This window comes from Alkalimarinus coralli (genome assembly GCF_023650515.1).
Lineage (GTDB): Bacteria > Pseudomonadota > Gammaproteobacteria > Pseudomonadales > Oleiphilaceae > Alkalimarinus > Alkalimarinus coralli.
The window spans coordinates 502,957-528,147 of record NZ_CP096016.1 but is presented as its reverse complement, the minus strand read 5'-3'; the positions used below and the strand labels follow the sequence as shown (position 1 = coordinate 528,147).

Annotated in this window: 23 protein-coding genes and 1 pseudogene; 7 read left to right on the top strand and 17 right to left on the bottom strand. The window is 45.6% G+C overall.

Annotation, left to right across the window (positions count from 1 at the left end; translation table 11 throughout):
• Positions 1 to 47 precede the first annotated feature (47 nt).
• Positions 48 to 941, bottom strand: a complete 894-nt coding sequence (locus tag MY523_RS02320; RefSeq protein ID WP_250657201.1) for a hypothetical protein — start codon at positions 939 to 941, stop codon at positions 48 to 50.
• A 217-nt stretch (positions 942 to 1,158) separates the two neighbouring features.
• On the opposite strand from MY523_RS02320, the gene MY523_RS02315 reads away from it, so the two are divergent.
• Both MY523_RS02315 and aroG read left to right on the top strand, forming a co-directional pair.
• Positions 1,159 to 2,028, top strand: coding sequence for a DMT family transporter (locus MY523_RS02315; protein WP_250657200.1), 870 nt, complete (start codon positions 1,159 to 1,161; stop codon positions 2,026 to 2,028).
• A gap of 68 nt (positions 2,029 to 2,096) precedes the next feature.
• Entirely contained in the window at positions 2,097 to 3,152 is a 1,056-nt protein-coding gene (gene aroG, locus MY523_RS02310) for a 3-deoxy-7-phosphoheptulonate synthase AroG (protein WP_250657199.1), read from the top strand.
• A 79-nt stretch (positions 3,153 to 3,231) separates the two neighbouring features.
• Here the strand turns inward: aroG and MY523_RS02305 are convergent, their stop codons facing one another.
• The gene (locus tag MY523_RS02305) at positions 3,232 to 3,633 is read right to left on the bottom strand and encodes a DoxX family protein (protein WP_250657198.1); all 402 of its coding nucleotides are present in this window, start codon (positions 3,631 to 3,633) and stop codon (positions 3,232 to 3,234) included.
• 165 nt (positions 3,634 to 3,798) lie between these two features.
• Here MY523_RS02305 and MY523_RS02300 point away from each other — a divergent pair, with 165 nt between their 5' ends.
• Positions 3,799 to 4,290, top strand: a complete 492-nt coding sequence (locus MY523_RS02300; protein WP_250657197.1) for a LabA-like NYN domain-containing protein — start codon at positions 3,799 to 3,801, stop codon at positions 4,288 to 4,290.
• Between the two features lie 127 nt (positions 4,291 to 4,417).
• Here the strand turns inward: MY523_RS02300 and MY523_RS02295 are convergent, their stop codons facing one another.
• The 4 genes from MY523_RS02295 to MY523_RS02280 form a co-directional block, all read right to left on the bottom strand.
• Positions 4,418 to 4,768, bottom strand: a complete 351-nt coding sequence (locus MY523_RS02295) for an FHA domain-containing protein (RefSeq protein WP_250657196.1) — start codon at positions 4,766 to 4,768, stop codon at positions 4,418 to 4,420.
• Positions 4,769 to 4,792: 24 nt separating this feature from the next.
• Positions 4,793 to 5,539: a PP2C family protein-serine/threonine phosphatase gene (locus MY523_RS02290; protein WP_250657195.1), complete on the bottom strand. Its 747-nt coding sequence runs from the start codon at positions 5,537 to 5,539 to the stop codon at positions 4,793 to 4,795.
• Positions 5,536 to 7,215, bottom strand: a complete 1,680-nt coding sequence (locus MY523_RS02285) for a serine/threonine-protein kinase (protein WP_250657194.1) — start codon at positions 7,213 to 7,215, stop codon at positions 5,536 to 5,538. The genes MY523_RS02290 and MY523_RS02285 overlap by 4 nt, the downstream gene beginning before the upstream one ends.
• A gap of 338 nt (positions 7,216 to 7,553) precedes the next feature.
• Positions 7,554 to 8,708, bottom strand: coding sequence for an alpha/beta fold hydrolase (locus MY523_RS02280; protein ID WP_250657193.1), 1,155 nt, complete (start codon positions 8,706 to 8,708; stop codon positions 7,554 to 7,556).
• A 240-nt stretch (positions 8,709 to 8,948) separates the two neighbouring features.
• Between MY523_RS02280 and MY523_RS02275 the strand changes: the two genes are divergently transcribed.
• Positions 8,949 to 9,347, top strand: coding sequence for a hypothetical protein (locus tag MY523_RS02275; protein ID WP_250657192.1), 399 nt, complete (start codon positions 8,949 to 8,951; stop codon positions 9,345 to 9,347).
• Between the two features lie 51 nt (positions 9,348 to 9,398).
• Entirely contained in the window at positions 9,399 to 9,992 is a 594-nt protein-coding gene (locus MY523_RS02270; RefSeq protein ID WP_250657191.1) for a cupredoxin domain-containing protein, read from the top strand.
• Between the two features lie 596 nt (positions 9,993 to 10,588).
• Here MY523_RS02270 and istB read toward each other — a convergent pair.
• From istB to MY523_RS02250, 4 genes are all read right to left on the bottom strand, one after another.
• Positions 10,589 to 11,374, bottom strand: a complete 786-nt coding sequence (gene istB / locus MY523_RS02265; RefSeq protein ID WP_250654787.1) for an IS21-like element helper ATPase IstB — start codon at positions 11,372 to 11,374, stop codon at positions 10,589 to 10,591.
• Positions 11,371 to 12,393: an IS21 family transposase gene (gene istA / locus MY523_RS02260; protein ID WP_250654786.1), complete on the bottom strand. Its 1,023-nt coding sequence runs from the start codon at positions 12,391 to 12,393 to the stop codon at positions 11,371 to 11,373. The genes istB and istA overlap by 4 nt, the downstream gene beginning before the upstream one ends.
• Positions 12,394 to 12,566: 173 nt before the next feature.
• Positions 12,567 to 13,079, bottom strand: coding sequence for a hypothetical protein (locus MY523_RS02255; protein ID WP_250657190.1), 513 nt, complete (start codon positions 13,077 to 13,079; stop codon positions 12,567 to 12,569).
• A gap of 108 nt (positions 13,080 to 13,187) precedes the next feature.
• Entirely contained in the window at positions 13,188 to 13,514 is a 327-nt protein-coding gene (locus MY523_RS02250; protein ID WP_250657189.1) for a hypothetical protein, read from the bottom strand.
• A 686-nt stretch (positions 13,515 to 14,200) separates the two neighbouring features.
• Between MY523_RS02250 and MY523_RS21900 the strand changes: the two are divergent.
• Positions 14,201 to 14,296: pseudogene (locus MY523_RS21900) on the top strand (transposase); the annotation flags it as partial.
• 170 nt (positions 14,297 to 14,466) lie between these two features.
• Here the strand turns inward: MY523_RS21900 and MY523_RS02245 are convergent.
• Together MY523_RS02245 and MY523_RS02240 are read right to left on the bottom strand one after the other, a co-directional pair.
• On the bottom strand, positions 14,467 to 15,102 hold the full coding sequence (locus MY523_RS02245) for a DUF4276 family protein (protein ID WP_250657188.1): 636 nt from the start codon (positions 15,100 to 15,102) through the stop codon (positions 14,467 to 14,469).
• Between the two features lie 8 nt (positions 15,103 to 15,110).
• Positions 15,111 to 16,340: an AAA family ATPase gene (locus MY523_RS02240; protein ID WP_250657187.1), complete on the bottom strand. Its 1,230-nt coding sequence runs from the start codon at positions 16,338 to 16,340 to the stop codon at positions 15,111 to 15,113.
• Positions 16,341 to 16,680: 340 nt separating this feature from the next.
• Between MY523_RS02240 and MY523_RS02235 the strand changes: the two genes are divergently transcribed.
• On the top strand, positions 16,681 to 17,214 hold the full coding sequence (locus tag MY523_RS02235) for a cupredoxin domain-containing protein (RefSeq protein ID WP_250657186.1): 534 nt from the start codon (positions 16,681 to 16,683) through the stop codon (positions 17,212 to 17,214).
• A 409-nt stretch (positions 17,215 to 17,623) separates the two neighbouring features.
• Here MY523_RS02235 and MY523_RS02230 read toward each other — a convergent pair whose 3' ends face one another.
• The 5 genes from MY523_RS02230 to MY523_RS02210 all read right to left on the bottom strand — a co-directional run bounded on the left by MY523_RS02230 (position 17,624) and on the right by MY523_RS02210 (position 25,045).
• On the bottom strand, positions 17,624 to 18,205 hold the full coding sequence (locus tag MY523_RS02230; protein ID WP_250657185.1) for a GNAT family N-acetyltransferase: 582 nt from the start codon (positions 18,203 to 18,205) through the stop codon (positions 17,624 to 17,626).
• Positions 18,206 to 18,448: 243 nt separating this feature from the next.
• Positions 18,449 to 19,297, bottom strand: coding sequence for a hypothetical protein (locus MY523_RS02225; protein WP_250657184.1), 849 nt, complete (start codon positions 19,295 to 19,297; stop codon positions 18,449 to 18,451).
• A 614-nt stretch (positions 19,298 to 19,911) separates the two neighbouring features.
• Positions 19,912 to 20,457 carry a PEP-CTERM sorting domain-containing protein gene (locus MY523_RS02220; protein ID WP_250657183.1) on the bottom strand — a complete coding sequence of 182 codons (546 nt, stop codon included), beginning with the start codon at positions 20,455 to 20,457 and terminating at the stop codon, positions 19,912 to 19,914.
• 236 nt (positions 20,458 to 20,693) lie between these two features.
• Positions 20,694 to 23,894 (bottom strand): efflux RND transporter permease subunit, encoded by a 3,201-nt coding sequence (locus MY523_RS02215; RefSeq protein WP_275975285.1) that lies wholly within the window; start codon positions 23,892 to 23,894, stop codon positions 20,694 to 20,696.
• Positions 23,891 to 25,045, bottom strand: coding sequence for an efflux RND transporter periplasmic adaptor subunit (locus MY523_RS02210; RefSeq protein WP_250657182.1), 1,155 nt, complete (start codon positions 25,043 to 25,045; stop codon positions 23,891 to 23,893). Before MY523_RS02210 ends, MY523_RS02215 begins: the two co-directional genes overlap by 4 nt.
• Positions 25,046 to 25,191 lie beyond the last annotated feature (146 nt).

Below are 25,191 nucleotides of genomic sequence, written 5' to 3'. Positions count from 1 at the left end.
CTGATCACAAGCAGGTCTGGTCACAAGTAGACATGGTAGCCAGTCACTCAGTTGATATAGACCCAGTTAACCGAGTCACTATCACATACAATAATTCGCTCAGAGACATCATCACACTGTTTGATATGTCTCGGTCGTTTATCGCTCAGCACCGGTTGAACTGTCATATATTTTTTGTCTGTTTTAAGAAAGCGGTACATCGTTTCAAATCGTTCACTGAAATCAATACCCTTTGCCTGAAGGTCTTTGAAGGTATGGTAAAAGCGGGCATAGTTCATCGTTGAGCCTCCTAACCCAATATCAATCATTCTTTCAATATAGAGACTATAGATCTCCGAGAGATAAAACTGTATCTCCTGATCATCGCTTGCAGGGCCACGATAACGCGGCAGCCCCATCAAGAACTGATCATCCAGAACACCTTTTGCCAGCCGGTTATTCGGCTTATTAACAACCAATTCAAAGCGACGGCTACCACACTGTATATAACTTTCAGCTAACCGGCATTGCGCCAGTGCTAGGCTCCCTTGCGCCAAAGAGTTATCAGGCAGACTCTGAGCACGCCTGGAAGGTGCAGGCACAGCCTTTAGAGGCTTGGGAGTATCAGTTCTAGCCTTAGTAGCAACTGTTTGAGGCTTTGAAGCTAGCGTGCGCGGTTGAGTTTCAGCCGAATGAGGCTTAGACGCATAGCCTGCGCTGCCCTGGCTGGACGCGGGAAGAATTATTTTGAGCTTCTGCGCTGGCCGTTTTAATAGCAGCCTCTGAACCGTTGCGTCATTTCGTTTGAAATCCTCAAATGCAGGTAGTGTTTTGCCCTCCCCGCGTTTGACAATTTCGCAGTAGATCCGCTCAAAATCCGTTTTTGCCTTTACTGAGCAGTTGGCAGCAACATTGACTGAAAAAAAGAACGCGACCAATACTAAAGTTGTCTTGATGTACATAATAAAATTCACTACTGTCAGAGGGCTTGGTCTGAAAGAACCCCAGCGCCTGTATAGCGTTCAAGGTTTCTAAAAGGCGACAAAGAGCCCATAAAGCAACAATTTACAGTGTAACGAAAAGCCTTATAGAGAAGAACAACACAGCACTTTTTTTGAGAATGCATTCTCCAAACAGCCATTCCCAAATAGATCACCCATTAACACGAGCATAACCATCTTGATAAAAAACCTACCCTATTTTGCCTTGATTATCGCAACCTTCTTGTGGGGAAGCTCTTTTATTGCACTCAAGATTGCGTTTATTGAGTTTCACCCTGTGCATGTGCTGTTCTTTCGCATGTTTATTGCGACGATCTGTTTTATGCTGGCCTTTCGTCGCCTCGGCAAAAGACATTATGAAAAAGGTGACTGGAAGTACCTGGCAGGCATGTGCCTGTTCGAGCCCTGCCTCTACTTTATTTTTGAGTCGATTGCCTTAAAAAATACCAGTGCATCACAGGCCGGAGTCATAACATCATTACTGCCATTGCTGGTCGCCGTTGGTGCTTACTTTTTCCTAAAGGAGCAGCTGAGCAGAAAGACCGTAGCAGGTTTTGTGGTAGCGGTAGCCGGGGCGATAGCACTTAGCCTGTTAAGCGACGAAACAGAGCTGGCTCCGAACCCCATTTTGGGCAACTTTTTTGAATTTTTAGCCATGCTGTGCGCATGTGGCTATACGTTATTGCTAAAACACCTCACCCTGCGCTACTCGGCGCTTTTTCTTACCGCACTACAGTCAGCCAGTGGCGCACTGTTCTTCTTGCCCGCTGCATTATGGTTCCCACTGCCAGAGGTGTACTCTGTCGATGCGGCGATCGCCATTGTCTACCTGGGTATTATCGTTTCAATCGGCGCATACGGTCTCTACAATTTCGCAGTCAGTAAGGTGCCCGCCTCACAAGCCACAGCCTATATTAACTTTATCCCGGTATTCACCATTATCATTGCTTACTTTGTACTTGATGAGACGCTTTCTATTTGGCAAATAGCTGCATGCGGAGCCATTGTTGCTGGTATACTTGTGTCAAAACCAACTAATAGAAATTAATACCTAATTTTAAGGCTCGCTATATGAGCCATCACAGGACAACCAGAACGAGAGCATTTGAGATAAGTATGCATTACCAAACAGACGATATACGTATTAAAGAAATTAAAGAGCTTCTTCCACCGGTCGCACTGCTTGAGCGATTCCCTGCAACGGAAAAGGCAGCAAAAACCGTATTCCAAGGCAGAGAAGCCATACACCGTATATTAAACGACGAAGATAATCGTCTGCTGGTTATCATTGGCCCCTGCTCGATCCACGATCCCAAAGCCGCTATTGAATACGGGCAAAGGCTGGTCAAACTCAGAGAAAAATACAAAGATAGCCTCGATATTGTTATGCGCGTCTACTTTGAAAAACCACGAACCACCGTGGGCTGGAAAGGTCTGATTAATGACCCGTTTATGGATAACAGCTTTAAGATCAATGACGGACTACGCATGGGCCGCAAGCTGTTGTTGGATCTTAACGATATGGGGTTGCCTACTGCGACTGAATACCTCGACATGATCACCCCTCAATATATGGCAGACCTGTTAAGCTGGGGCGCCATTGGTGCACGTACGACCGAGTCACAAGTGCATCGCGAACTTGCATCCGGCCTGTCATGCCCTGTCGGTTTTAAAAATGGCACCGACGGCACCACCAAAGTGGCGATTGATGCGATTGGTGCAGCGGCGGCTTCACACCACTTTTTATCTGTTACGAAATTCGGCCACTCAGCGATTGTAGAAACCGCCGGTAATGGCGATTGCCATATTATTCTACGTGGCGGAAAGGCCCCAAATTATGACGCTGAAAGTGTGGCCAAGGTCGTCAGTGAACTTGAAACAGCCAAGCTGCCCAAAAAGGTCATGATTGATTTCAGCCACGCCAATAGCAGCAAGCAGTTTAAAAAGCAGATGGATGTGTGCAGCAATGTATGTGAGCAAATTAAAGCAGGTGACAACACTATTTTTGGTGTGATGGTTGAAAGCCATTTGGTTGAGGGTCGGCAAAACCTGGTCGGCAACAAAGCAGAAACCTATGGCCAGAGCATTACCGATGCCTGCATCGGCTGGGATGATACCGAGCGACTGCTTGCCGAGTTGGCAGATGCATCAGCTCAGCGAGCTAAAAATTAAATCGGCATATAACCATTGGTACTCTATAGTCATCCTTGCGAAGGCAGGGATGACTCATATTTAACATATGGTATTCAAGTTATTTAACAGCCACCATTTCAGGCTCTCTAGCCGCAACGTCTCGACTACTCCACCATATGCACATCAACAACAGCACCTGCACCACCAGCCTGACAGACAACGCCCACTCAGGCACTTCAGGATACATTTGCGGGTTTAGCCACATATGGATATTGGCGGGCGTCACGCACAATGTTAGCAATATCAAGCCATTGCCAGCCCAGCGACGGGTGGCAGGCAAAAGCAAACCCAGCGCACCTAATATCTCAAACACGCCGCTGATATAAACCGCTTCATAGTGCATGGGAAAAGAGGGCGGCATTATCCGCACAAAGAATTCAGTATTAGTGAAGTGGCCTATTCCTCCGGCCATAAACCAAAGAAAGACAAATGCCAATCCAGCGATTTTCCATTTATTCATCTGTTTTATCTCAAAAAAGGGCAATATTTAAGGTGTAGAGATGCTCTATACTAACAGCCTTTGCTTCGTTTTTTCTTGCTAGCTCGCTGAAATAGTAACGAAGTACCAGTAACTGGGTAATATTATCAGTTATTGAGTACCATTAAACCAATAGATGAGCCTTTCATGACTGCCAAGATCGCTTTGTTCGTTGATGTTCAGAATATTTACTATACCGTTCGGCAAGCCTATCAGGCTCAATTTAACTACACGGCATTTTGGAATGAAGTCAGCCAGAAGGGAGAGATTGTAACGGCCTACGCCTACGCTATCGACCGTGGAGACCCTAAGCAACGAAGCTTTCAGAATTTTCTCAAGCAACTGGGGTTTGAAGTAAAGCTTAAACCTTATATACAGAGAAGTGACGGGTCTGCAAAAGGTGACTGGGACGTCGGCATCGCACTGGATGCCTTCGAAGCAGCAAGCGACGTTGATACGGTCGTGCTTGCCTCCGGCGACGGTGACTTTGACCTGCTCGCGCTCCGGGTTAAGAAACGCTTTAATACCCGCTTCGAGGTATATGGCGTGCCCTCGCTGACCGCGACCTCAATTATTGATGCGGCCAGCCAGTTTAACCCTATTTATGAGCCTCTACTGATGAACAGGCAAAGCTCTTAAACAAGCAAGATTCATAAACAGACATAGCCGATAAAAGAGCCGATCAAAGCCATATGTTTCGGCTAAACCATAGATTCCGGCTAAACCATCTGTTCCCGCGAAAACAGTGTCGGAGTGACAGTATGCACTACTCTAATAAATAAGCCGTTTTTTCTAGTTCATTTTCAGTTTCATCAATAAACTTGAAGGAATTCCAGGCGATGCGAACGACATCGTTATTATTGAGTCGCTGCCTCGCCTTCACAGGCAGTTCGTTTACAAACGTACCGTTGGTGCTGCCTTTGTCTTCAATATAACAGTCAATGACGCCATCGAGATATTGATTCTTCTCCACATCAATCTTCGCATGCTCGCCGCTCACTGAGATTTCATTTATTTGAATATCATTCTTGGGGTGACGCCCCACACTGATACTCCCAGTGTTCAATTCAAAGGTATTGGTCACCACATCGTCTACTAACTGTGCTAATGCTGCCATACTGCACCTCATAATCTAACTACATTACTGCCGGCGAACCATAATCACCGACACATTATCGTTTGCTCTATTGCTCAGACTCGCTTCAATCAAGCACTTAACTTGCTGCTGAACGGAGTGTTCAGACGTAACTATTGATGGCCACTCCTTAGAATTCACCGCCCCCGTTAAGCCATCAGAGCACAAAACCAATGCGTCATCACTGTTGAAAAAAATCTGTTGTACATCGGCTATGACGTCAGACTCAGTGCCAACCGCCTTCGTTAGTACATTCTTGAACGGAACCCGATGAATATCATTGGCGGAAATTGAGCCATCATCAACCATCGCCTGGGCAACGGTGTCATCTTTGGTAATTTGTTTCGCTTCGCTTTTAGATAAGCGATAACAACGGGAGTCACCGATATTTGCAACAAATGCCTGATCCCCCAACACCCATAACACCAGCAGTGTCGTGCCCATACGAGCATATATTTGCTCTTTTTCCCTGACGGCTCTGATGGCGCTATTCGCATCCGCCACCACGCGATTCAATATTTCAATAATATCGGTAATGCTGACATGATCCTGCTCGACAAATGGAAGCAGCTGAGTCATGCAGATATCTACCGCAGTTTTGCTGGCAACATCACCGCCTGGGCGGCCTCCCATGCCATCCGCTAAAACCGCCACCACATTATTTCCATTACTGGAGCAGTGCCATGCAATCGCATCTTCGTTCTGCTTTCGCGAAAGCCCAATATTAGTTTCACCGTAAACACGCAGGCTCATGATGCCACCTCCCCGGAAAACGCTTTGGAGATGGCCTTTTGTATGGCCTGGGCCATGGAGCCCGCTGACTCAAAGCGTTTTTCAGGGTCTTTCTGTAGTGCCTTGTTAACAATTCGGATGGTTGCCGAGGGGATATCGGCGCGTATGGACTTTATCGGGCGGTGTTTCTGATGAATAATTTGATAGGTCAGGTTTGCCAGCGAGTCCCCTTCAAATGGCGTAACCCCGGTCAGAAGCTGGTAGAAGGTCACCCCCAGACTATAGACATCAGACTGCCCCGCAACCTTTTTGCCCATTAACTGCTCAGGCGACATGTATAACGGGCTGCCCATCACATTTCCGGTTTTGGTTTTTGAATCATCAACTATTTTGGCAATGCCAAAGTCAGTGACTTTTACACACTGATTTGACGGGTTGTAGATGATATTTCCCGGTTTAATATCCCGGTGTACAATGTTTTGCCGGTGGGCATACTCAAGGGCTTCCGCAACCTTTTGAATAATCAGGTGCACTCGCTCTACCGAAAGCAGTGAGCCCGGTTTGCAAAAACGACTGAGTGGCTCGCCTTCGGCATAATCCATCGCAATAAACGCCAGGTCAGGCTCTTCACCCACGTCATACACCGTAACAATGCTTGGGTGGCTCAAGCGCCCTGCGGCTTCAGCTTCCCTGAAGAAACGCTGCTTCAACTCTGCCAGCATATGCTCATCAAACTGGCTGTAACTTAACGTTTTGATTGCTACAGTGCGCGCAATTTTGGGGTCTCTACCCAAATAGACAACACCCATTGCTCCGCGCCCTAACTCTCGCTCAATCTCATAACGACCTAAAACGGGTTTGCCGACGGCCTTATCTGGCAGCACCAAGGTACTGGCGATATCGTTTGAACCCAGCGCTTGATGGCTGGACTGATCAAACTTTTTCAGTTCACCCAGTCGGTGAGTCACATCTTTATAGTTACGTTTTGCTGCCGCAATTCGCTCATACGCGGCAATGGCCAGATCATATTGGCGCTTTCGCTCATGTTGCAGCGCAATGTCATAGGTTGCATCCAATACGTCACCATTCATTGGGCACGCCACCAGCACTTCATTGGCTTCGTGAAACTGCCCTTGCTGTGATAACAGACGGCTTAACCTGACTTTTGTGCCCCGCAACTCATCTGACAGCGACTGTATTCGTTTATGGGGAAGCAACCAAAACAGCATGAGCCAATAGCCAGCGACCAAAAATTGAACAGTTACTCCCAGCGGATACCACTGCTGCCTAAACACCTGCTGAAACAGTTGAGTCACGACCAGTGATGCCGCAGCACACAACACCAACAACATGCCGGTAAAAAGGTTTAGGTGGGGCAGAATAATGATCAGGAATGAAGCGCAGCATGAAATAAGCAGTATTTCGAGCCATTGGAAATGCTCAGGCAAATAGAGCCGATATTCCATGAGCTGCTGGCTGAACCAGGCACCATCACGGATCTCCGGTGGCCATATAGACACACTCATTTCCGGGTATAAAATTTCCTGGCCGATGAGAAAAAGTGATTGATCAACCCACGCCAAAACAGCGTGCTGGTGCTGCAGCAGTAGCGTCAACACGGCAAACATCGCGACGACAGACCGAAGACTAAAAAATGCAGATACGCATCGTTTTAAACTGCTTTTTAAACTATGCACTCACAATGGCCTATCCAGTAAACATGACGGCCGTTTATTACTTCCGTGCCATGCAACAATGACGGCAAGGTAAAACTATGAAATCCAGATGCGGAACCCCAGAAGCGTAATGCTAAAAATCCATAGCTTATAAAACGGCGGTTGCTCTTAACCTAAATAGCGAGCAGCGCAAATAACAGTGCAAAAGAATTACATCGTGTAAGTGTTTGTTGGAATGAGAATCCGTCGACGGGTCAATTGTTGAGTGTGCCACAAAAGCACAGCCCAAACTGATACCGGCACCTGCCCTATTCTGATAATGGTCAGGTGCCGATAGGTACAATCAATAAATGGAACGGTTAATTTGAACGTTCAGCCAGCCACTCAGCAACCTGGGGCCAAATCGTTTTAGGGGCTTTGCTGCCCGACAATATACCCATGTGCCCGCCATTAACCTCCAATACAGACTGGTCTTTGCTGGCTACATGATCAAGCATGGCGACACTGCACTCCGGTGTGACAACCGGGTCTTGTTTGCCGACCACCAAGAGTAAATTAGACGTTATATTACTAAGATGGCCATTAGGATTTTTCATTGGAAGCTCGCCTCGGGCAACAATATTGTCGGCCCAAAGGTACTGGATGACATCTTGAATCACCGCACCGGGGTAAGCCACCATGTTGTCCAGAAACGCACCATTGGTCGCATGGGAGATAACGTATTCTTCATCATGCAGATTCTTAAGCAGGTCAAGATAACCTTGCAGGCTCCCTACCGGATTGGTTAATTTAAATGCCAATGAGTTAGCCCAGCCTGGCGACCGCCACCAGCGACGACGTGTGTTATGCACCCGCCAGCCGGTTTTTTTCTCCAGCCAGTTTAACCTCTTGGATATGCGCTGGTACTGCTTACCCAACTCACCGTTCGCATGGTAATCACTCGGCGCTCCGATCAACGCCAGATTAACAATATCCGAATCACCCAACGAGGCATAACAAGCACTGAATAGCCCGCCAAAGCTCCAGCCGTGTAACGATAGCTTTTTAGACCCGCTGTGCGCCCTTACTTCTGCCAGCACCTTCGGCATCCACTCGGCAAAATAGCTGGAGATAGTGTAATGGTTGTGATCCCAGCCGGGCTGTCCCCAGTCCACCAAATAAAGCTCAAAGCCTTTGGCCCGTAAATATTTAACCAAGCTGCGTTCTGGAAACAGGTCATAGATATACATATTGACCGCCAGAGGGGCCACCATCACTAGTGGAATTTTATGAGTGTTTTTTTCAACCTTGACCGTCTCGCCATCGACAATAATACTGGACTCACTAAGCGGCGGATAATAACGAAGGCGAACAATATCTTTCTGATAAATAACCTCAAAAGGGGTCTTCTCAGCTTGCAACAGTTTATCTGTTTCGAAAAATCGTTGCTTTGCATTGCTTGTCGAACGCTCTAAAACCCTGCGAACGTCTTTGTATTTGGTCTTCAATTCTTTTGCTGTGCTTACAACAGGCATAACACGTCTCAACAGAAAGTTTGATAAGGTCTAATGAGCCACTTATTGGCAGTGGCTTCAATAGTCATGGCGCAATTTTACGAAATCCGCCAGCAAACGTCATTGGCTAAAATGCGGCTGAACCCGCAACAAAAAGTCAGATATTGCTATTGGAGACCTCTCCATTGATTATTACTCAGTCAATTCAAGCTGTTAGTCTATACTCATAAAGGTGTAAGCTGAATTTCAAGGAGATCAACTGTGCAAGAGTATAGTGGCCACTATTGGGTGCTCAACCTTCCCGACCAGTGGAATGGGCATCGCGGAAGTGAAAGTGACTCAATTTTTTATCAGGACGGGGTCGGTGTCGTTGATATCACATCAATAATGAATGATGTCGTAGCCCAAGACAAAGACCTCAGGTTTTATGCCTCTGAGTATTTGGACAAAGCAGCAGAAACAACACCGATTCAACTGGGGGACTTTTCTGGTTTTTGCCTTGAGTATGATGAAGATGGCGACTTCTGGTGGAGAGCATTTGTTAAGTCAGGGCACGTATTGGTGTTCATATCTTATAACTGCAAGAACAACGAAAAGCGCCTGGAACTGGAAGCAGTTCAAGAAATCTTGCAATCTCTCTCGGTTAAATGGGATATTTAGCTCTACAATGCCTTGAACCATTTTCAACCGTAACGTTTTGACAAAAAACACATGAAGCGAATTAGCCCATCCAGCCTGATTTTGGCCGGACTGTTAACCTGGCCTCTATTTCAAATAGCACCCGCTGCTGGGCTCACAGCAGAGGAAGTATTGGGTGACTATACGTCAGATCCACTATTCGGAGAAGCCGCCGCAGAAGAAAGCGTTGTTGTAGAAGTCAGCACTTTAACCTTCGCGCCCAAGCACCTCAATGTTCCATCAGACACCAACATCAGGTTCCTATTTACCAACAGCAGTAACCTGCCCCACCTGATGGTCATGGCATTCGATATTAATGAGGTATTGGCAGACCAGCCATTTATTGATGCTTTTCTCGAACACGGAAGTGAAGATGTTACGGTGCCTGGAGGGCACAGCCATGGCAGCAGTAGTTCAACCGCAGATGATGCCTCTCCGATGGTTAAAGTGATTGATGAGCACCCCGCCGTGTTTTTAAAACCTGGAGACACCAAGGAGATTCTGGTTAGATTTTCTGACACTCAACCCGTTCAATTAGCCTGTGTTTTGGATGAACACCATACCCAAGGAATGGCCGGGTCAATCAATCCTCACAGTAAAAGCCCAGCAGTACAAAACTCGCTCTGAGGCCTCGCGGTATTAATAAGACACATGATTGACCGCCCCCGCTTGGTCAGCACACCATCAGCATCAAGCAAAATGAGCCATATCAAAGCATCAACACGAAACGGCTATTCCCGGCAGGTGAAGGTCACGCTCTAAAAGCCAAACTATTTGCCTGATAAACGTGTAGGTTGTGTCGATAGGAAAAAAAGATCTTTTATTGCTGTTATTCGTAAGGAGCCCTGTTTCAAGAAATGGATGTTTTTTTTATTCGGTTGCATTTGGGAGCAATCGAAATCTCTATCAAACGGCTACTGAGTTATAACAATACGCGGGAGTAGCCCTGTACTTGAAAGGATCGGCCAAAAAGAGCTGGATACATTGGCTCTATAGTTGTCCCCAGTTTCTTCGATAAACCTTTGTAGAGTGGGCAGGACAATCGGTTCGTTTTTCTTATTGGGCTAAAGCCTATTACGAGCATCAAATTGAGAAGGGAAAGCCAAAACACCTTACGACGAGTCGCCTTACTTGGAAGCATGTCAACGGCAATCTAATTTTGACCCACTTTGCCTGTAAAACGGCAATTTAAAATTGACCCACCCTTAGCGTTTTCTTTTCGTTTATTTTCTCACTTGCTGGTCAGTAACTGGCACTATGCCTGCCGCTTTCTTGCCTTTTAGTCGATAGCTGTTTCCCGATATCTGAGCGATGTGCGCATGATGCAGTAGCCTATCAAGCAAGGCTGCAGTTAAAGTCTGATCATCAGCGAAGGCCGTTGACCACTGTGAGAACGGTAGATTGCTCGTCACAATGACACTTCCTTGTTCATAGCGTTTGGCAATCACATTAAAGAACAAGTTGGCCTCTTCTCGGCCAAATGGCAAATAGCCGATTTCGTCAATGATGAGAAGTTTAGGTGCCAGTATGCTGCGTTTGAGATATGCCTCTAATCGATCTTGCTTTTTGGCTGTCGCTAACTGCAACATGAGATCGGCAGCAGTAATGAAGCGGATTTTTATGCCGTTCATAACGGCCTTGTATGCCAGGCTAATTGCTAAGTGGCTTTTGCCAACTCCACTTGGTCCTAGTAGAACGATATTCTCGGCACGTTCGATAAAGGCTAAGCTGGTTAATTCCTGTAGCTGCTTACGGGGAGCGCCGGTAGCAAACTTGAAGTCATAGTCTTCAAAGCGCTTAATGCTCGGGAGTCCGGCGAACTTCAGTAAGGTTTCTCGGGTCCGTTGCATTCTAGCGTCCAACTCAACTTGTAACAGTCGCTCAAGGAAGTCTGCCAGTGATGATTCATCCCCAGAAGCTTTATCTGCGATGGCCGACCACTCCAGGGCGACAGCATTCAGTTTAAGGGTTTCACAAGCCTGCTGTATTCTGTCCATCTGTAGGTTCATAAAGCCACTCCCAACAACTGGTCATAGGTGCTGAGTGGATGCTGAAGGCTTTCGACTGGGATGGCCTGCACATTATCATGCGGTTTGATTTCACTCGCAGACTCGGGAAGTGACGGCAGTGGCATTAGACTAAGTCGCTCTGTATCAAGTAATACTTGAGGCTTTTCTCCCGTAGTACCATGAATGCGCTGATGCGCAATGTCAGCCAGCCATGGACCCACTTGCGCATTAGCAATATCGATATCCAGTGTTAGTCCTGCTTGTTTCAATGACGCCGCAAGTGGCGTGATAAAACTGTTTTTCAGGTAGCCGTTAAAACGCTCCACTTTACCTTTGGTTTTGGCTCGATACGGACGACAGGCACGAAGTCTAAATCCATAGTCTCGCGCCATAACCAACAGACTGGCATTCCACCGATGTTGGCCCTCCCCGAAGGCATCCCGTTCGATCATGATGCATTTGGCATTATCGAACAGCATTTCCTGTGGTACACCACCGAAGTAATGCAGTGCACCTTCGATCCCTGCTAACCAGTCTTCTTGTCGCTCGTATTCGCTGAACCGTACATAACTGGCACGACTATAACCGAGTGTTGCCACGAAGGCCTTAAGCTTGGTTCGCCCTCGACATATCGTGGTGAAGTCCACCTGCATCTGTTGACCAGATGCGGTTTCAAAGCGGACAACCGGGTCGTCGACTTTGGGCTTAAATTGTCGAATATAGTTTTTCAGAATACCTTCTTTGCCCTGATAACCCATGGCCTGGATTTCTCTGCACAGAACCGTCGCCGGAATCCAGTTCGGTTTTGCCGCGTCGATACGTTCTTTTAAATACGGCTTGAAGGCATCCAATTTCGAGGGGCTAGGTTCGCGCTGGTTATACGTAGGTGTTCGAGCAACATCGCGTAAATACTTTCGTACCGTATTTCGGGATACATTGAGTTCTTTAGCGATTTTGCGAATGCTCATGCCTTGTCGGTGTAAAACGTGTATTTCCACTAATTTCTCCTGAGTCAACATTTCATCGACACCGCCTTTTCGCTAACAAAAAGCGGTAATTGTGCCTCAGGTGGGTCAATTTTAAATTGTCGTTAGTGGGTCAGTTTTACATTGTCGGTGACAGCATTAAAGAGGAGAGGATCACCACGTCTAAAGAAGCTAAAAAGACTAGCTGTCCATCTCAGTGCGTGTTGTTAAATGTATAGTAACAATCCCCCTATTATTGCAGGTAGGAGTGTTTTGTGGGCCTTCAAAGTAACGGAAACAAATAAAGAAGTCAGCCTTGCGACTAATGCCACTAAAATCGGAACGGTTATAATCACCACCTCTCTACCGAACTTGTATGATGACCACGCACCAGTATTTACACTTGGATCCCCCCACCCCACCAAGTTTGAGCTATTAACCTTATCACGCTCTTTTCCAGTTATATTTTGTAAAGAGGAAGAGACGTACTCATTCAATTTCTTATTAGTAGATAAAGCTTGTCGGTATTCATTACCAATTTCCTTATAATTTATAACGACACATAACAACCCTAAAGATGAAACCATGTAACGAAGGATCAAGTTGAAATTAGAGACTTCAATACTATTTAACGTAATTACACCTAGGTTGAGAGTTACTGATTCAGGTTTAACTCCCAGTTCCACAAAAATATATATAGTCAAAACAGCATAGAAATAGGTTTCTATTTTTTGTAACAATGTATGCACCCTCGTTAGGTATATTTTAGCATTTAACACCTTTAGCTGCGGCGAGCGATAGCAAGTCCAGGTCCGCGTCTTTTGGCGGGCCGATCATTACTCAGTTTGTTAGCTGATTTGATCGCAGGCCAACTCTTCAGTGTTAATAAATGGTGTAACTTCGCCATTCAAAGCCCTTTCCTGAGAAAAGTTAGAACCTATACCATCAGTTAATTGCTCTATTGTGTATTCTTCGAGGGCTTCGACTTCATCATCGGAGAGCGTTCGAGACAGCTGGTATTCAATAGAGCCGATCAATGAGCTAGAAGAAGCGTCATATTCAAATGACAAGACGCCGCCAGATACTTGTTCCGCAAAACTCTCTGTTTCCTCACCATCAAATAGATAGTCGGAGAATTCTTCATCTACATACCTTAACCCATTTAAAGATTCCAAGATTACCTTGTCAGTTATTAGATCAAGTGACCCATCATCATTTTCTTCAGCACTTGCTACAAGAGCCGGACCTTTAATTTTTTATAGTTGGCATTTGACCTCCTTCTTGCTCAACTCTTAAGACAGCTAACCGGGATAGGGAGGCACCTCACGATGCATCTCCCCCCCCACACCAGCGGGCATACCAATGCCATTAACTTAAGCATTTGTATATTAAATTGGCAGTTAATGTTACTCTTTACGCCTAAATTTACTAGCTGGGCCGATAAATGACTGATCAAATAACCACCCAAAATTGTACAAAATACACTCAACCTTCTAGATGATAGTGAATTTGTCTCGCGCCATAAAAAATCAGCTAAGCCTTTTACCAGAAACCGCATACTAACATTCAAAACCCTGTCTTTATTCTTGATGAATTTGCTAAAAAACTCACTTCAGGATGAGTTAGATTCCTTTTTTAAACATCACCAAAATTTAGAATACGATCAGCGGGTTGTAAGCAAAGCAGCCTTTTGTAAAGCGCGAACAAACTTATCGTATTCAACCTTTGTTGAACTTCATCAAAACATGGTCGATGGTTTTTATCGTGATGCAGCTTACAAAAAATGGAAAGGTTGTAGTGGTCTAATAGCACCGGACACTTAATTGAGAGACAATAATCGTCAATGAATTAAAGTATCAGCATGAGTCAGAAACGCAGTCACAAGCAATATACGAAAGAGTTTAAAGAAGAAGCTGTAGCTTTGGTATTGGAACAAGGCTACTCCATTTCAGAAGCCTTTTTATTGCTATTATTATTTATTCGTAAGGAGCTTCTGTTTCAAGACGTGGATGTCTTTTTTATTTTTTCTTTAATTAATTCAATCGATTACCTATTAAGCAAGTGCCATTCCAATACGTCCCCTTTAATTCGATGCCTGACTGTCTGTATTCAGATACTTGTTAGCACTCATGCGGCGAGACCCAAAAGGCTATCTTTAAAGCTTTGAAAGCTTGGGGAAAGGTTTGCATCAATATCCATGAATGGCGGAATCCTTTTTGCCCATTCACACTTTTCCATCAATACTCTCCGATCACGTTTAGGTAAAGATGTCACATTGCTCAAAACGGCCCTAGCGAGGGTTTCCCATGTTCCACAAATTGAATCTTGGACATATGCTCGAACAACAGTATTGTCTGTATTTGGATATGCTAATTGTATTGCATTTTGATCACCTAAGAACCAAGCTTCGAGCTCTTCAATAGCAAAGCAAAACTCAATCTTCAAATTACTATCTTCAGGTATTAGGCCTTCGAGAGATGACATCACCTCATCCTTATCGTTTCCATCAAGATCCAAGAGAACTACAACAGCCCTGCTCTCATCATCAATACTATTGTAAGCCCTTATTTTCGCAGGAAGCTGTCCAAGCAGAGACCTGTCATTTGGGTTTACATTGCTAACATCATCTGGGATTTTTCCGACACCTTGGTGTTTGTGTATTTTCCATGTATTCTCTGCTGCATACTCCCCAAGTATTCTCGACATTATTATTGATAGCGCAGTTAACTCACATTGCCCTTCTACTAAAATCTCGTAATGCATAATTCCCTCTAGATTCGCATATCAATATGATCGCTGTACCACAAACTACCTAAAGTTAGGCCTTGTTCAACCATAGCAACAATCTCTGGGATCTCAGATGCTCTAGTTAGCTTAGAGAAACCATCAGATTCTTTTTCAAGAATCCAAACCTCTGAAGGGTTCAACTCATCAACAAGGTATGGCTGATGTGTTGTGACAAAAAGTTGTATTCCTCCTTTTTTTCCAGAAGCTGCTTCACGGAACTCGAACACTAGAGTTTGCAAGAGCTTATGATAAAGTCCGTTTTCTGGTTCCTCTATACATAAAAGCGGTGCTGGATCCGGGTCTTCCAGCAGGAGTAAATAAGCAAACATTTTTAACGTTCCATCAGAAACATTTTGAGCATAGAAAGGCTTATCGAATCCTTCGGCATGAAACTGGATTAGCAAACGCCCATCGTTTGAGACTTCTGTTTCAATACGCAAAACTCCAGGGATTTTGTCCGCTATTTCTTCAAGCACTCGAGAAAATCTTCTTGGGTGCTCTTTTTCCATGAACTGAACTACATTACCTAAGTTGCTTCCGTCTCTATTTAAGTGCTTCTGAGGTCCAACTCTAGGTAAATCTCTAGCCGAGTCGGGAGTAAAATATGAAAGATACCATCCTTCTATAAAGCGGCGAAACATAGAGATTCTTGGGTGCTCTTTCAAGTGACCAAGGGTCGCTATCCCTAGAAACCTTGAATCATCAAGCTCTATATATTCTTTCTCACTATCTTCTTCTTCAGTCGTTCCTAAAGAGTCACCAGACCACACTGATCCTTTTCCATTTTTTAAATCAAGAAAAGAATATGGCCAACCTCTACTTTGCCCTTTTCTTCTCTGTCGTAGTCTTTCTGCCGCAACAAATGGCCGTTTATATTTATCTGAATCAATGACTAATGAGTAAGAAATAGGCCTGTCATTTTTAGATTCTCGATAATAAATCTCGAATTCAATTGGCCCATCTTGGCCGTAAGACCTTAATCTTTCAAATCCTCCCCTTTCACTGCGGTAGCATGCTTCTTCAACCCCGAAAGTAAGGCAATCTGCTAGAAATCCAAAAGCATCGAATAACGAGCTTTTGCCAGTACCATTACGACCAATGACTACAGTTAATGGGTCCAAGGGACTCGCACCCCGATCATTAATTGTTCGGCCTAAAAGAACATCTTTTAAAGCGCGATAGTTTTTAACTCTAAGCCCTTCTATTAATGCCATATTTAATTTCTCTATTTAGCGATCTTTAATTTCTTTTGTGCCTAACGAGGCTGTAGAAAAACTCATTTAAAATAAGCCTTCCCGCTGCCCTTATTAATTATTAAATTTCCGACTACCATGCCTGAACTTTCTCATTTCAGCAACGCAAACCCTTCAATATTACTATTGATTTCAAATCGTCGCTATCTACCCAATAATCAGCATCAAAATTCTAAACTCATAGCCCTGTTACGCCGCTAACTGTCCGTAGTTCGTTAACTCAATTTTGTGAATCATACAATACATCTGCCATTGCCCTTGGACTTTCTTTTTACTTCTAAGACTAAAACGATTCAGCTTTTTGTTGGTACCGATATTACAAGAAACTCAGAATATCCATTTTATTTATCCATTTCAAACAACGTCCACTGCCGGGCTGACCGCAGAAGAAAGCGTCGTTGTAGAAGTCAACACTTTAACGTTCGCGCCCAAGCACCTCAACATTCATTCAGATACCAACACCAGGTTTCTATTCACCAACAGCAGTAACCTGCCCCATCTTATGGTCATGGCGCTCGATATCAACGAAGTATTGGCCGATCAGCCATTTATTGATGCGTATTTAGAGCACGGAAGCGAAGATGTTACGGTGCCGGGAGGGCACAGCCATGGCAGCAGTAGTTCAACCGCAGATGATGCCTCTCCGATGGTTAAACTGATTGATGAGCACCCCGCCGTGTTTTTAAAACCTGGAGACACCAAGGAGATTCTGGTTAGATTTTCTGACACTCAACCCGTTCAACTAGCCTGCGTTTTGGATGAGCACCATGCCCAAGGAATGGCCGGGTCAATCAGACCTCATAGTAAAAGCTCTGCAGCACAAAATTCGCTCTGAGGACTTGCGGTATTAATAAGACACATGATTGCCCCCCCCCCGCTTGGTCAGCACACCATCAGCATCAAGCAAAATGAGCCATGTCAAAGCATCAACACGAAAAGCCCTTGACCTTACCCCGATAGGTGAAAGCGCGGGGCCCCCCTCTTACAAAGCCCTTGGCAAAATGTGTGACTACAAAGAAGTAAGAGGGTGCCCCGCGCCCGATAAAATGAGTTTTAATAAGCAGATAATTAACATAGAGCTCATAGCGCGATAGTACTTACTTAAGACGTAATTTATTGAAGGTGTTCTATACGGTGAGTGTATTGCGAATGTATGCTAATGGGCTAATGATTGCTCTATACGATGGGTGTCTTGCTAATGCCTCTTTTATTACTTGTCCTATTTGTCGGCTTGTAGGCGTGTTTCAAGAAGTGGATGTCTTTTTTATTTTCAACAACTTGTTATGCAATGCCCTGTCGTCGCACGTCATTCGATACACCCGCACAGATCGGCCATGGAACTCTTGGTGTGTGTAGGCTCCGAACCCGACCTTCTCCGCCACCCTAACGGAGGCTGTATGCTCCGGCTCGATAATAACAATTACCGACTCGCAGTGTTTTTGGTCGAAAGCATACCGGAGAACACCTTTGACAGCTTCTGTCGCATACCCCTGATGCCAGAACCTGCGTGCCAGACGATAACCTAGATTGATTTCTTCAACATCGCCAAACAACTCCGGCCCAACGCCACAGAAGCCGATAAAATTCCCTGATTCCTTCTCACACAATGCCCATGGCCCAATTCCATGAGAGTCGTAACACTCAAGGCACCAATCAACGAAATTTCGAGTAGCTTCTTCGTCGCAAACTCCACGAACGGAGAACTTCATGACTTCCGGATCACAGAGCATTGCGGAGAGCACCGGAGCGTCTTGATGGGATAGCTTCCTTGCAATCAACCTCTCTGTTTCAAACAATGGCACCGATCTCTCCCTGTGCATAGACATAATGACTCCCCACGTCACCAAAGAGTGCTGACCTCCAATTCGTGGGTTAGCAAAGCCAGAGCCATAATATAGTTGTTAATCACTATAGCGGAGGCCAGCACCACGAAAAACAATAGCATAATATTTGCGAAAAACTCAGGTCATCAATCTTAACACTGCTGCTATTCGTAAGGAGCTTCTGTTTCAAGAAATGGGTGTCTTTTTTATTTTTTTATTTACTCACTGCGCGCACTTGTTAACCTGCTAGTAGGGTGCAGCAATAGCCTCAAACTTGTATTCATTGAAGTCTTTGACAAGCATTCTTTCCCCTAAGTCTTTTTTGCTTTTAAGTGATGCTCGATATAAGCAACCCTTAGAACACCAAATGATACTATCCCCATCATTGTCAGCCCATTCCCAATCATCAAAAATAAACTGCGAACCGCTGACTTTGTTTTCAAGCATATGCTCATCCCAGTAGCAACCCTTGCCTTCGGGTGATCCTACCTGCTCGTGAGCCACCTTCGTTAGTATCCAGGAGTTCTTTAATTCTTTGCTAAAAATGGTAGCTCTATTCCACTTACCGTATTGCTCTTTTCTTAGAAGTGTCCAACCATCACGCATTAGCCTTCGATAGTAAACTCCTGTATCTTCCGCACCAAATTGGCCTTCTGGGACGTAGCTTTTATTTTGCTTCACTAAGCTCGATGTAATCAGCCTATTATTTGAATTAGCATATCGATCATTCAACCAGTAAGAATTTTTACTTAAGAATAAGCCTCCGCCTTCCCAGCAGTCCCCTTTGGCGTGTAATTCTACTGCTTTGAGCCAAGGAGCTTTTGACACAGCAGTCCAAGACCCTCTAGTTTCTGAATCCCACTTAACATTCATAGCAAAGTAAAGTAAAAACTTACCGTCAGGCGATAAATCTGACCTGCGTTCGTAAATTCTCCCTTTTAACCACTGACCTATTTCAACACTGTCACTTTTCCTATCCCACAAGAAAGTACAGACTTCTTTGGAAGGGCCGCGCCTAAACACAACGGCTCTAGGGCTGTTGGAAGCAAGAACTACGTGCAATCTAGCTGGAAAAAGTTTTGCCATAATGATCAAAGGTTAACGCTTGGCTCAGCCGCATGCGGACTGGAGCAAGTTTTGTGTGAAAATGCAGCGCAGCGGAATGGACACAAAAACTGCGTAGGCTCGCATGTCCGCTGGAGGCACTTGATACTAACAATGACCTCCCAAGGATTTTCTAGCTTGGCAGGTTGAACTACCATCCAAGATGGAACTTGCTCAAAGGCACGTACCTCAGGAGGCCATCATTATGAAATTCTATACTAAACAGCACAAATTTCACTGTGGTATCGACTTACATACCAAAATCATGTTTGTCCGAAACTCGGGACATCCATCTTAACACTGTAGCTATTCGTAAGGAGCTTACGTTTCAAGAAATGGATGTCTTTTTTATTTTCCGACGGCCTTCTGAGAGTCTTCCACTGCTCAATGCCACAACTCACAGGGCTTTGACCTTCTCAATTGCTCTAAAGACCAAACTATTTGCCTGATAAACGTGTAGGTTGTGTCGATAGGGAGAAAACAGATCTTTTTATTGCTGCTATTCGTAAGGGTCTTCTGTTTCAAGAAGTGGATGTCTTTTTTATTCTTATTTTTTATTCGGCAGTTACTGCTGAATTGGGCGGGTTAACCCCGCCTCTAAGGTGTTAATAAAATCGACGTTTGGCAGCAAAGCCAAGCAATCCAAGACTTAGCAGCGATAAAGAGCCTGGTTCTGGGATGGTAGCTGACACTTTAAAGTTAGAGTCCCCACTAATTGGGAGGCTGGGATCATTTCTATTTTCTTTGTACCACCATACGAGTGATGCAGGCCTAGACAAAAAATCTGCAAGCGGATCTGGTGAGTTGAACGGTACAAAGCCTCCTGCCGTCGACATAGCAGATACAATGAAGTCATCAAAGCGGAGAACGATTACCAGCTCCCAGCTTACATGGGTTGCTTGATAGAAATTGACATATGATTCAGTGAGTTTTTTGTATTTTATTGGGGAGAATGTTGTAGAGAAGTTGGTTATTTCTCCAGCTACGTAATTGGTTACTCCCCATTCTTCACTGCCTTCTACTTTTTTGGGGCTAATTGTATCTACAGAAAAGCTGCCGCTAAATGATTCTCCGGCTTCAGATTCAAATTGGATAAGGAGAGCGTTGGCTTGAGAGGAAAATAACACAAGAACAAAAAAAAAGTATTTCATAGTAAGTCCATTTTTAGTTATTTATTTAACGAAATCACTAAAGGCAAGAATTGGGCCTGTCATGACTAACACTAGATAATGCAAGGCTTGAGAAAAATAAACCCTCTACTATCAACAAATTGCGTAAATTTTACTGACGCGACATTGGTGCAGCACTTTATGGCAAACACTCAACTACATGACACACGAAGCTCGCAGTTTTCGGTTTCGCCGCTGAGCTTGGGGGTTAGTGCTCCTCACTCATTCACCGGAGTTAAATCCTTCTGCCCTTTCTTTTCAAGCCCTACTGTTGTGCCAACCATTAAGTCACTCCTCACTTCTGCCCCAAGCTCAGACTCCTTTGCAAACTTGCGCTTAAAATAGGCGCTGACATTCGCCCCCAGCACCAGCAAGCACGGCGTGAGGAACAACGTCAGCAGTGTTGCAAACGCTAACCCGCCTGCAATGGCGCTTGAGAGTTGAGTCCACCACTGGGTAGAGGGGGCGCCAAAGGTTACATCCCGGTTAATAAAGTCAATATTCATCGAGAGCACCATAGGGATCAGGCCGAGAATGGTAGTGCCTGCGGTAAGAAGCACTGGCCGCATTCTCAACTCTCCGGTTATCAGAGCCGAGTCGTAAGGAGACAGCCCCTCTTTAAGGTAGGCGTTGTAAGTATCAATCAAAACAATATTGTTGTTGACCACGATACCCGCCAACGCAATAATCCCCAGCCCCACCATCACAACGCCGAACGGTTGAGCGGTGACCATTAAGCCAATCAGCACACCCGCCGTCGAGAAAACAATCGCGCTGAGCACTAACAGGCTTTGATAAAAGCTATTAAATTGCGTTACCAGTATCAGCAACATCAGGAATATTGCCAGTACGAATGCGCTGGACAAAAACTGTGCGGTCTCTCTCTGGTCTTCATCTTCACCTTTAACGGTGATATTCACATCAGGTTTCAATTCACGGGTTTTCATTAACTCCTGTAACGACTGCAGCCGCTCGCTGACCAATCGCCCCTCTTCAACGTCGGCCTGAATCGTAATCACCCGCTTGCCATCGACCCGTTTAATATTGCCGGTCTTTTGCGCGGGAATCAGCGTGACAAAGTTGCTAAGCGGTATCATTCCTTTTTCGGTTTGAATGCTAAAGTTATCAAACTTGTCCAGCGTTCGCTCTTTTCTGGGGAAACGAATACTAATATCGATCTCTTCGTCTGAGTCATCAGGCCGGTAATCAGATACACGGTAGCCGTTGGTAATCATCTGAATGGCGCTACCGATCAAGGCGATATCGGCGCCGTAACGCGCCGACACTTCTCTATCAACCTCCAGCCTCCACTCTATGCCTGGCAGCGGTCGGTTGTCTTCCACATCCTTAAACCCACCTAACTCGGTCATGGCTTTGCGTATAGTGACAACGGCTTCCTGCAGGTGCTCTGGCATCATCGCGCCGACTTGTAGCTGTATCGGCTTGCCACCTGAAGGGCCGTTCTCTTCTTTGCGAAATTCTAGCTTTATGCCTGCGAGGTCAGAGGTTTTGGCTTGCATCTCGTTTAATATTTCAGATGCGACTCTGCGACCTTGCCAATCAACAAACTGAAATTGAATTGAGCCAATCACATCCTCTGCAACGCCACCCTGAGAGCGGTTGAATGATCTCGCATAGAGCGATTTGAGTTCTGACATGCCATACAGTCTTTGCTCAACCTCTTTCAACAATCTGTCTTTTTCATAGATTGAGAGATCACCACGAGCATGCACCAGCACCTGTGCGGTTTCTGGTTCAACATCGGGGAAGAACTCTACCCCTTTGCCAAACTGCGCGTAAGCAATATAGGTAACGACAATAATAGACATGGCCAGCAGCAGTGTTTTACCCGGGTGCCTGAGCAATGCGCCCAATAACCGCATATAGCCTGACATCAGCAGTGATTGGGTCGACTCGGATGATGGCTTCGCTTGGCTGCGACTGCCACCCAACCAGCTACCCAATACCGGCAAAAACACTAACGCAACGGCCAAAGAGGCGAGCAGGCAAATAATAACGGTGATCGGGAGAAACTTCATAAACTCTCCCACCGTCCCCGGCCATGCAATCAGCGGAAGAAAGACCACCAGCGTGGTCGCGGTTGATGCAATAATCGGCCATGCCATTCGCTTGGACGCCTGAGAAAACGCTTTGCCCGCAGCTAACCCCTGCTCCTGATTTCTGGATGCCAGCTCGGTCACCACAATCGCGCCGTCTACCAGCATCCCCACCACCAAAATAAGGCTGAACAGCACAACAATATTAAGCGTGTAACCCATCGAATAGATAATCAAAATGCCGGTTAAGAATGACGCAGGAATCGCCACCCCCACCAACAGAGAGGAGCGCAAACCCAAAGCCCCAACGATGACGATCATCACCATTACAATGGCGCTGGACACATTGTTTTGCAGATCCTTTAACATATCTACAATTTGGCCGGATTTATCAATGGTGTAAGTGTGCTTGAGCGAACTCGGCCAAAACTGCTGTTTCTCATCAACAATCTGCTTAACTTGCCCAATAACTTCGATAATGTTGGAACCAACACGTTTCTTTACATCAAGTGATATTGCCGGTTCACCATTCACACGCGCAAAACTCTGCGGGTCTTTAAAGGCACGGCGCACCGTCGCGACATCCCGGAAGCTGACCACCGTATCCCCGACGACTTTAATCGGTAGTGACAAAATATCATCAAGACTTTCAATCACCCCGGAGACCTTCATAACCTGCCGACCATGGCCACTATCGATTGCGCCAGCCGCCACTAACTGGTTATTACGGTTAACAATATTAAGTACACTTTCAAAATCAATGTTATAGGTTTCGAGTACCAGCGGATCAACAATAATTTCCAGTACTTCTTCTCTGTCTCCACCGATATCAACTTCCAATACGCCCGGTAGCGCTTCAATATCATCTCTAAGGTCTCGCGCGATTCTGAGTAAATTTCGTTCTTGAATTGAGCCGGATAGGCTCATACTCAATACTGGGAACAGCGCAACATTGACCTCATTAACTTCTGGCTCTTCGGTATCGGTGGGTAGGTTAACTTTTGCTCGGTCTACTTTCTCTCGCACATCATCCAGCGCAGACTGGCTATCAAATCCGGCATCAAACTCCAGTGTCACCGAGGCATGGCTCTCACCTGCCGAAGAGCGCATCTCTTTAACGCCTTCAATCGATTTAAGCTCTTTTTCCATTGGCCGCACCAGCAGCCGCTCGGCATCAGCGGGCGAAATGCCGTCGTGATACATAGAGACATAAATAATAGGAATGGCAATATCCGGCTCAGACTCTTTAGGTATCGACTGGTACGCAAACGTGCCGCTGATCAGCAGGAAAATCAGCACTAACAGTGTTGATCGCCGCCTGTTGATCGCCCAATCAATCAGGTTGTGTTTGTCATCCATCATAACGCCACCGGCTCTGAGCTGTTCTCTTCAGAGCTATCATGAGATCTATCTTCTAAACTATCTTCAGAACTGCCTTGAGAGCTAGCTCCCGCATCATCCTCGACTGGCTCAACCTCATCACCTTCACTAACAAACCCCTGGCCAACGGTAATCAGGCGAAATGTATCCGGTAAGCCTTTCAGCCATATGCCATCTCGCTCACTTCGCAAGATATCGACTGGTTTGGTGATCACCCTGTTTTCACCATCAACCCCTTTCACCTGAAGAATACCTTCACTATTCAGGTCAAGCAGAGACCCCGTTAGTTTGTGGGCACGCTGTTGACCTAACTGAATGGTTACGCTGGCACTCTGGCCAAAGCGCACAAAACGCTTAACATTTTCAGACTTGGCTTCAATACGAAAGGTACGGGTGCGAGGGTCAGCGGATGCTGATACAAACGAAATTTTTCCATCTAACGATTGCCCGTTCAGCAGCTTCGCGCTAACCGTCTGCCCCAACGATAGCCTGGCAATATACTGCTGGGGAACATCGGCACTAATCAGGGTATAGCTGTCATCCACCAAATACGCCAGAGGATCACCGGGAGAGACGTAATCTCCCACTTCAACATGGCGTTCATTCAGCACCGTGGCAAAAGGTGCTTTGACCGAGGTTTTATCAATCTCAACCTCAATCTCTTTTACTGCGGCTTCGGCAGACAGGACATTGGCAATATTCTGTTGTTGCTGGTTCTTCGATAGCATATTCTTTTGCCGAAGTTGCGCCCCTGCGCGCTCTTCCGACTTGCGAACCTCTAGCTCAGCCTTGGCTTTCTTCAAGCGAGCCAGTCTGTCACTGACATCCAGTTCGACAATTAAATCATCTTTGTTCAGGCGGGCTCCCTTGTCTTTGCCCAGCCGGGTAACGATACCTTGCACTTCTGCCTTAATCTCAATCTCCCTGGCAGCTTCAATCTGGCCTTGAAGCAACAGGTTGTCGGTAATCAGCTCTGCTTCTATATTTTTGACCTTCACTTTAAATTTTTCTGCGGGCGCCTGTTCGGCCGAGTGATCGACCGACGCGGCTTCAGGCGCAGACCTCGAACCGGAAAGCACCCACCCTACTGCAACAACCGTCAATACTATTGCCACTATTAATGAACGACTCATATGTTTCCTCTTATTCTACAGTCCATGCTTTCTCGCCCTATCAATACACAACCCATGCTTTCCTACAGATAAACTGTTTTTGTTGCTGCGCCTGACAAAGGTATGTCTGGCAAAGATATGTCTGGTGACGATATGCCAGCATACTT

Bases quoted from the DNA above. Each gene is read 5' to 3' on its own strand.
- MY523_RS02290 (WP_250657195.1), bottom strand. From the start codon at position 5,539: ATGAGCCTGCGTGTTTACGGTGAAACTAATATTGGGCTTTCGCGAAAG.
- MY523_RS02220 (WP_250657183.1), bottom strand. From the start codon at position 20,457: ATGAAATACTTTTTTTTTGTTCTTGTGTTATTTTCCTCTCAAGCCAAC.
- MY523_RS02320 (WP_250657201.1), bottom strand. From the start codon at position 941: ATGTACATCAAGACAACTTTAGTATTGGTCGCGTTCTTTTTTTCAGTC.
- MY523_RS02300 (WP_250657197.1), top strand. From the start codon at position 3,799: ATGACTGCCAAGATCGCTTTGTTCGTTGATGTTCAGAATATTTACTAT.
- istA (WP_250654786.1), bottom strand. From the start codon at position 12,393: ATGTTGACTCAGGAGAAATTAGTGGAAATACACGTTTTACACCGACAA.
- MY523_RS02215 (WP_275975285.1), bottom strand. From the start codon at position 23,894: ATGATGGATGACAAACACAACCTGATTGATTGGGCGATCAACAGGCGG.
- MY523_RS02295 (WP_250657196.1), bottom strand. From the start codon at position 4,768: ATGGCAGCATTAGCACAGTTAGTAGACGATGTGGTGACCAATACCTTT.
- MY523_RS02280 (WP_250657193.1), bottom strand. From the start codon at position 8,708: ATGCCTGTTGTAAGCACAGCAAAAGAATTGAAGACCAAATACAAAGAC.
- istB (WP_250654787.1), bottom strand. From the start codon at position 11,374: ATGAACCTACAGATGGACAGAATACAGCAGGCTTGTGAAACCCTTAAA.
- MY523_RS02240 (WP_250657187.1), bottom strand. From the start codon at position 16,340: ATGGCATTAATAGAAGGGCTTAGAGTTAAAAACTATCGCGCTTTAAAA.
- MY523_RS02270 (WP_250657191.1), top strand. From the start codon at position 9,399: ATGAAGCGAATTAGCCCATCCAGCCTGATTTTGGCCGGACTGTTAACC.
- MY523_RS02305 (WP_250657198.1), bottom strand. From the start codon at position 3,633: ATGAATAAATGGAAAATCGCTGGATTGGCATTTGTCTTTCTTTGGTTT.
- MY523_RS02230 (WP_250657185.1), bottom strand. From the start codon at position 18,205: ATGTCTATGCACAGGGAGAGATCGGTGCCATTGTTTGAAACAGAGAGG.
- MY523_RS02245 (WP_250657188.1), bottom strand. From the start codon at position 15,102: ATGCATTACGAGATTTTAGTAGAAGGGCAATGTGAGTTAACTGCGCTA.
- aroG (WP_250657199.1), top strand. From the start codon at position 2,097: ATGCATTACCAAACAGACGATATACGTATTAAAGAAATTAAAGAGCTT.
- MY523_RS02210 (WP_250657182.1), bottom strand. From the start codon at position 25,045: ATGAGTCGTTCATTAATAGTGGCAATAGTATTGACGGTTGTTGCAGTA.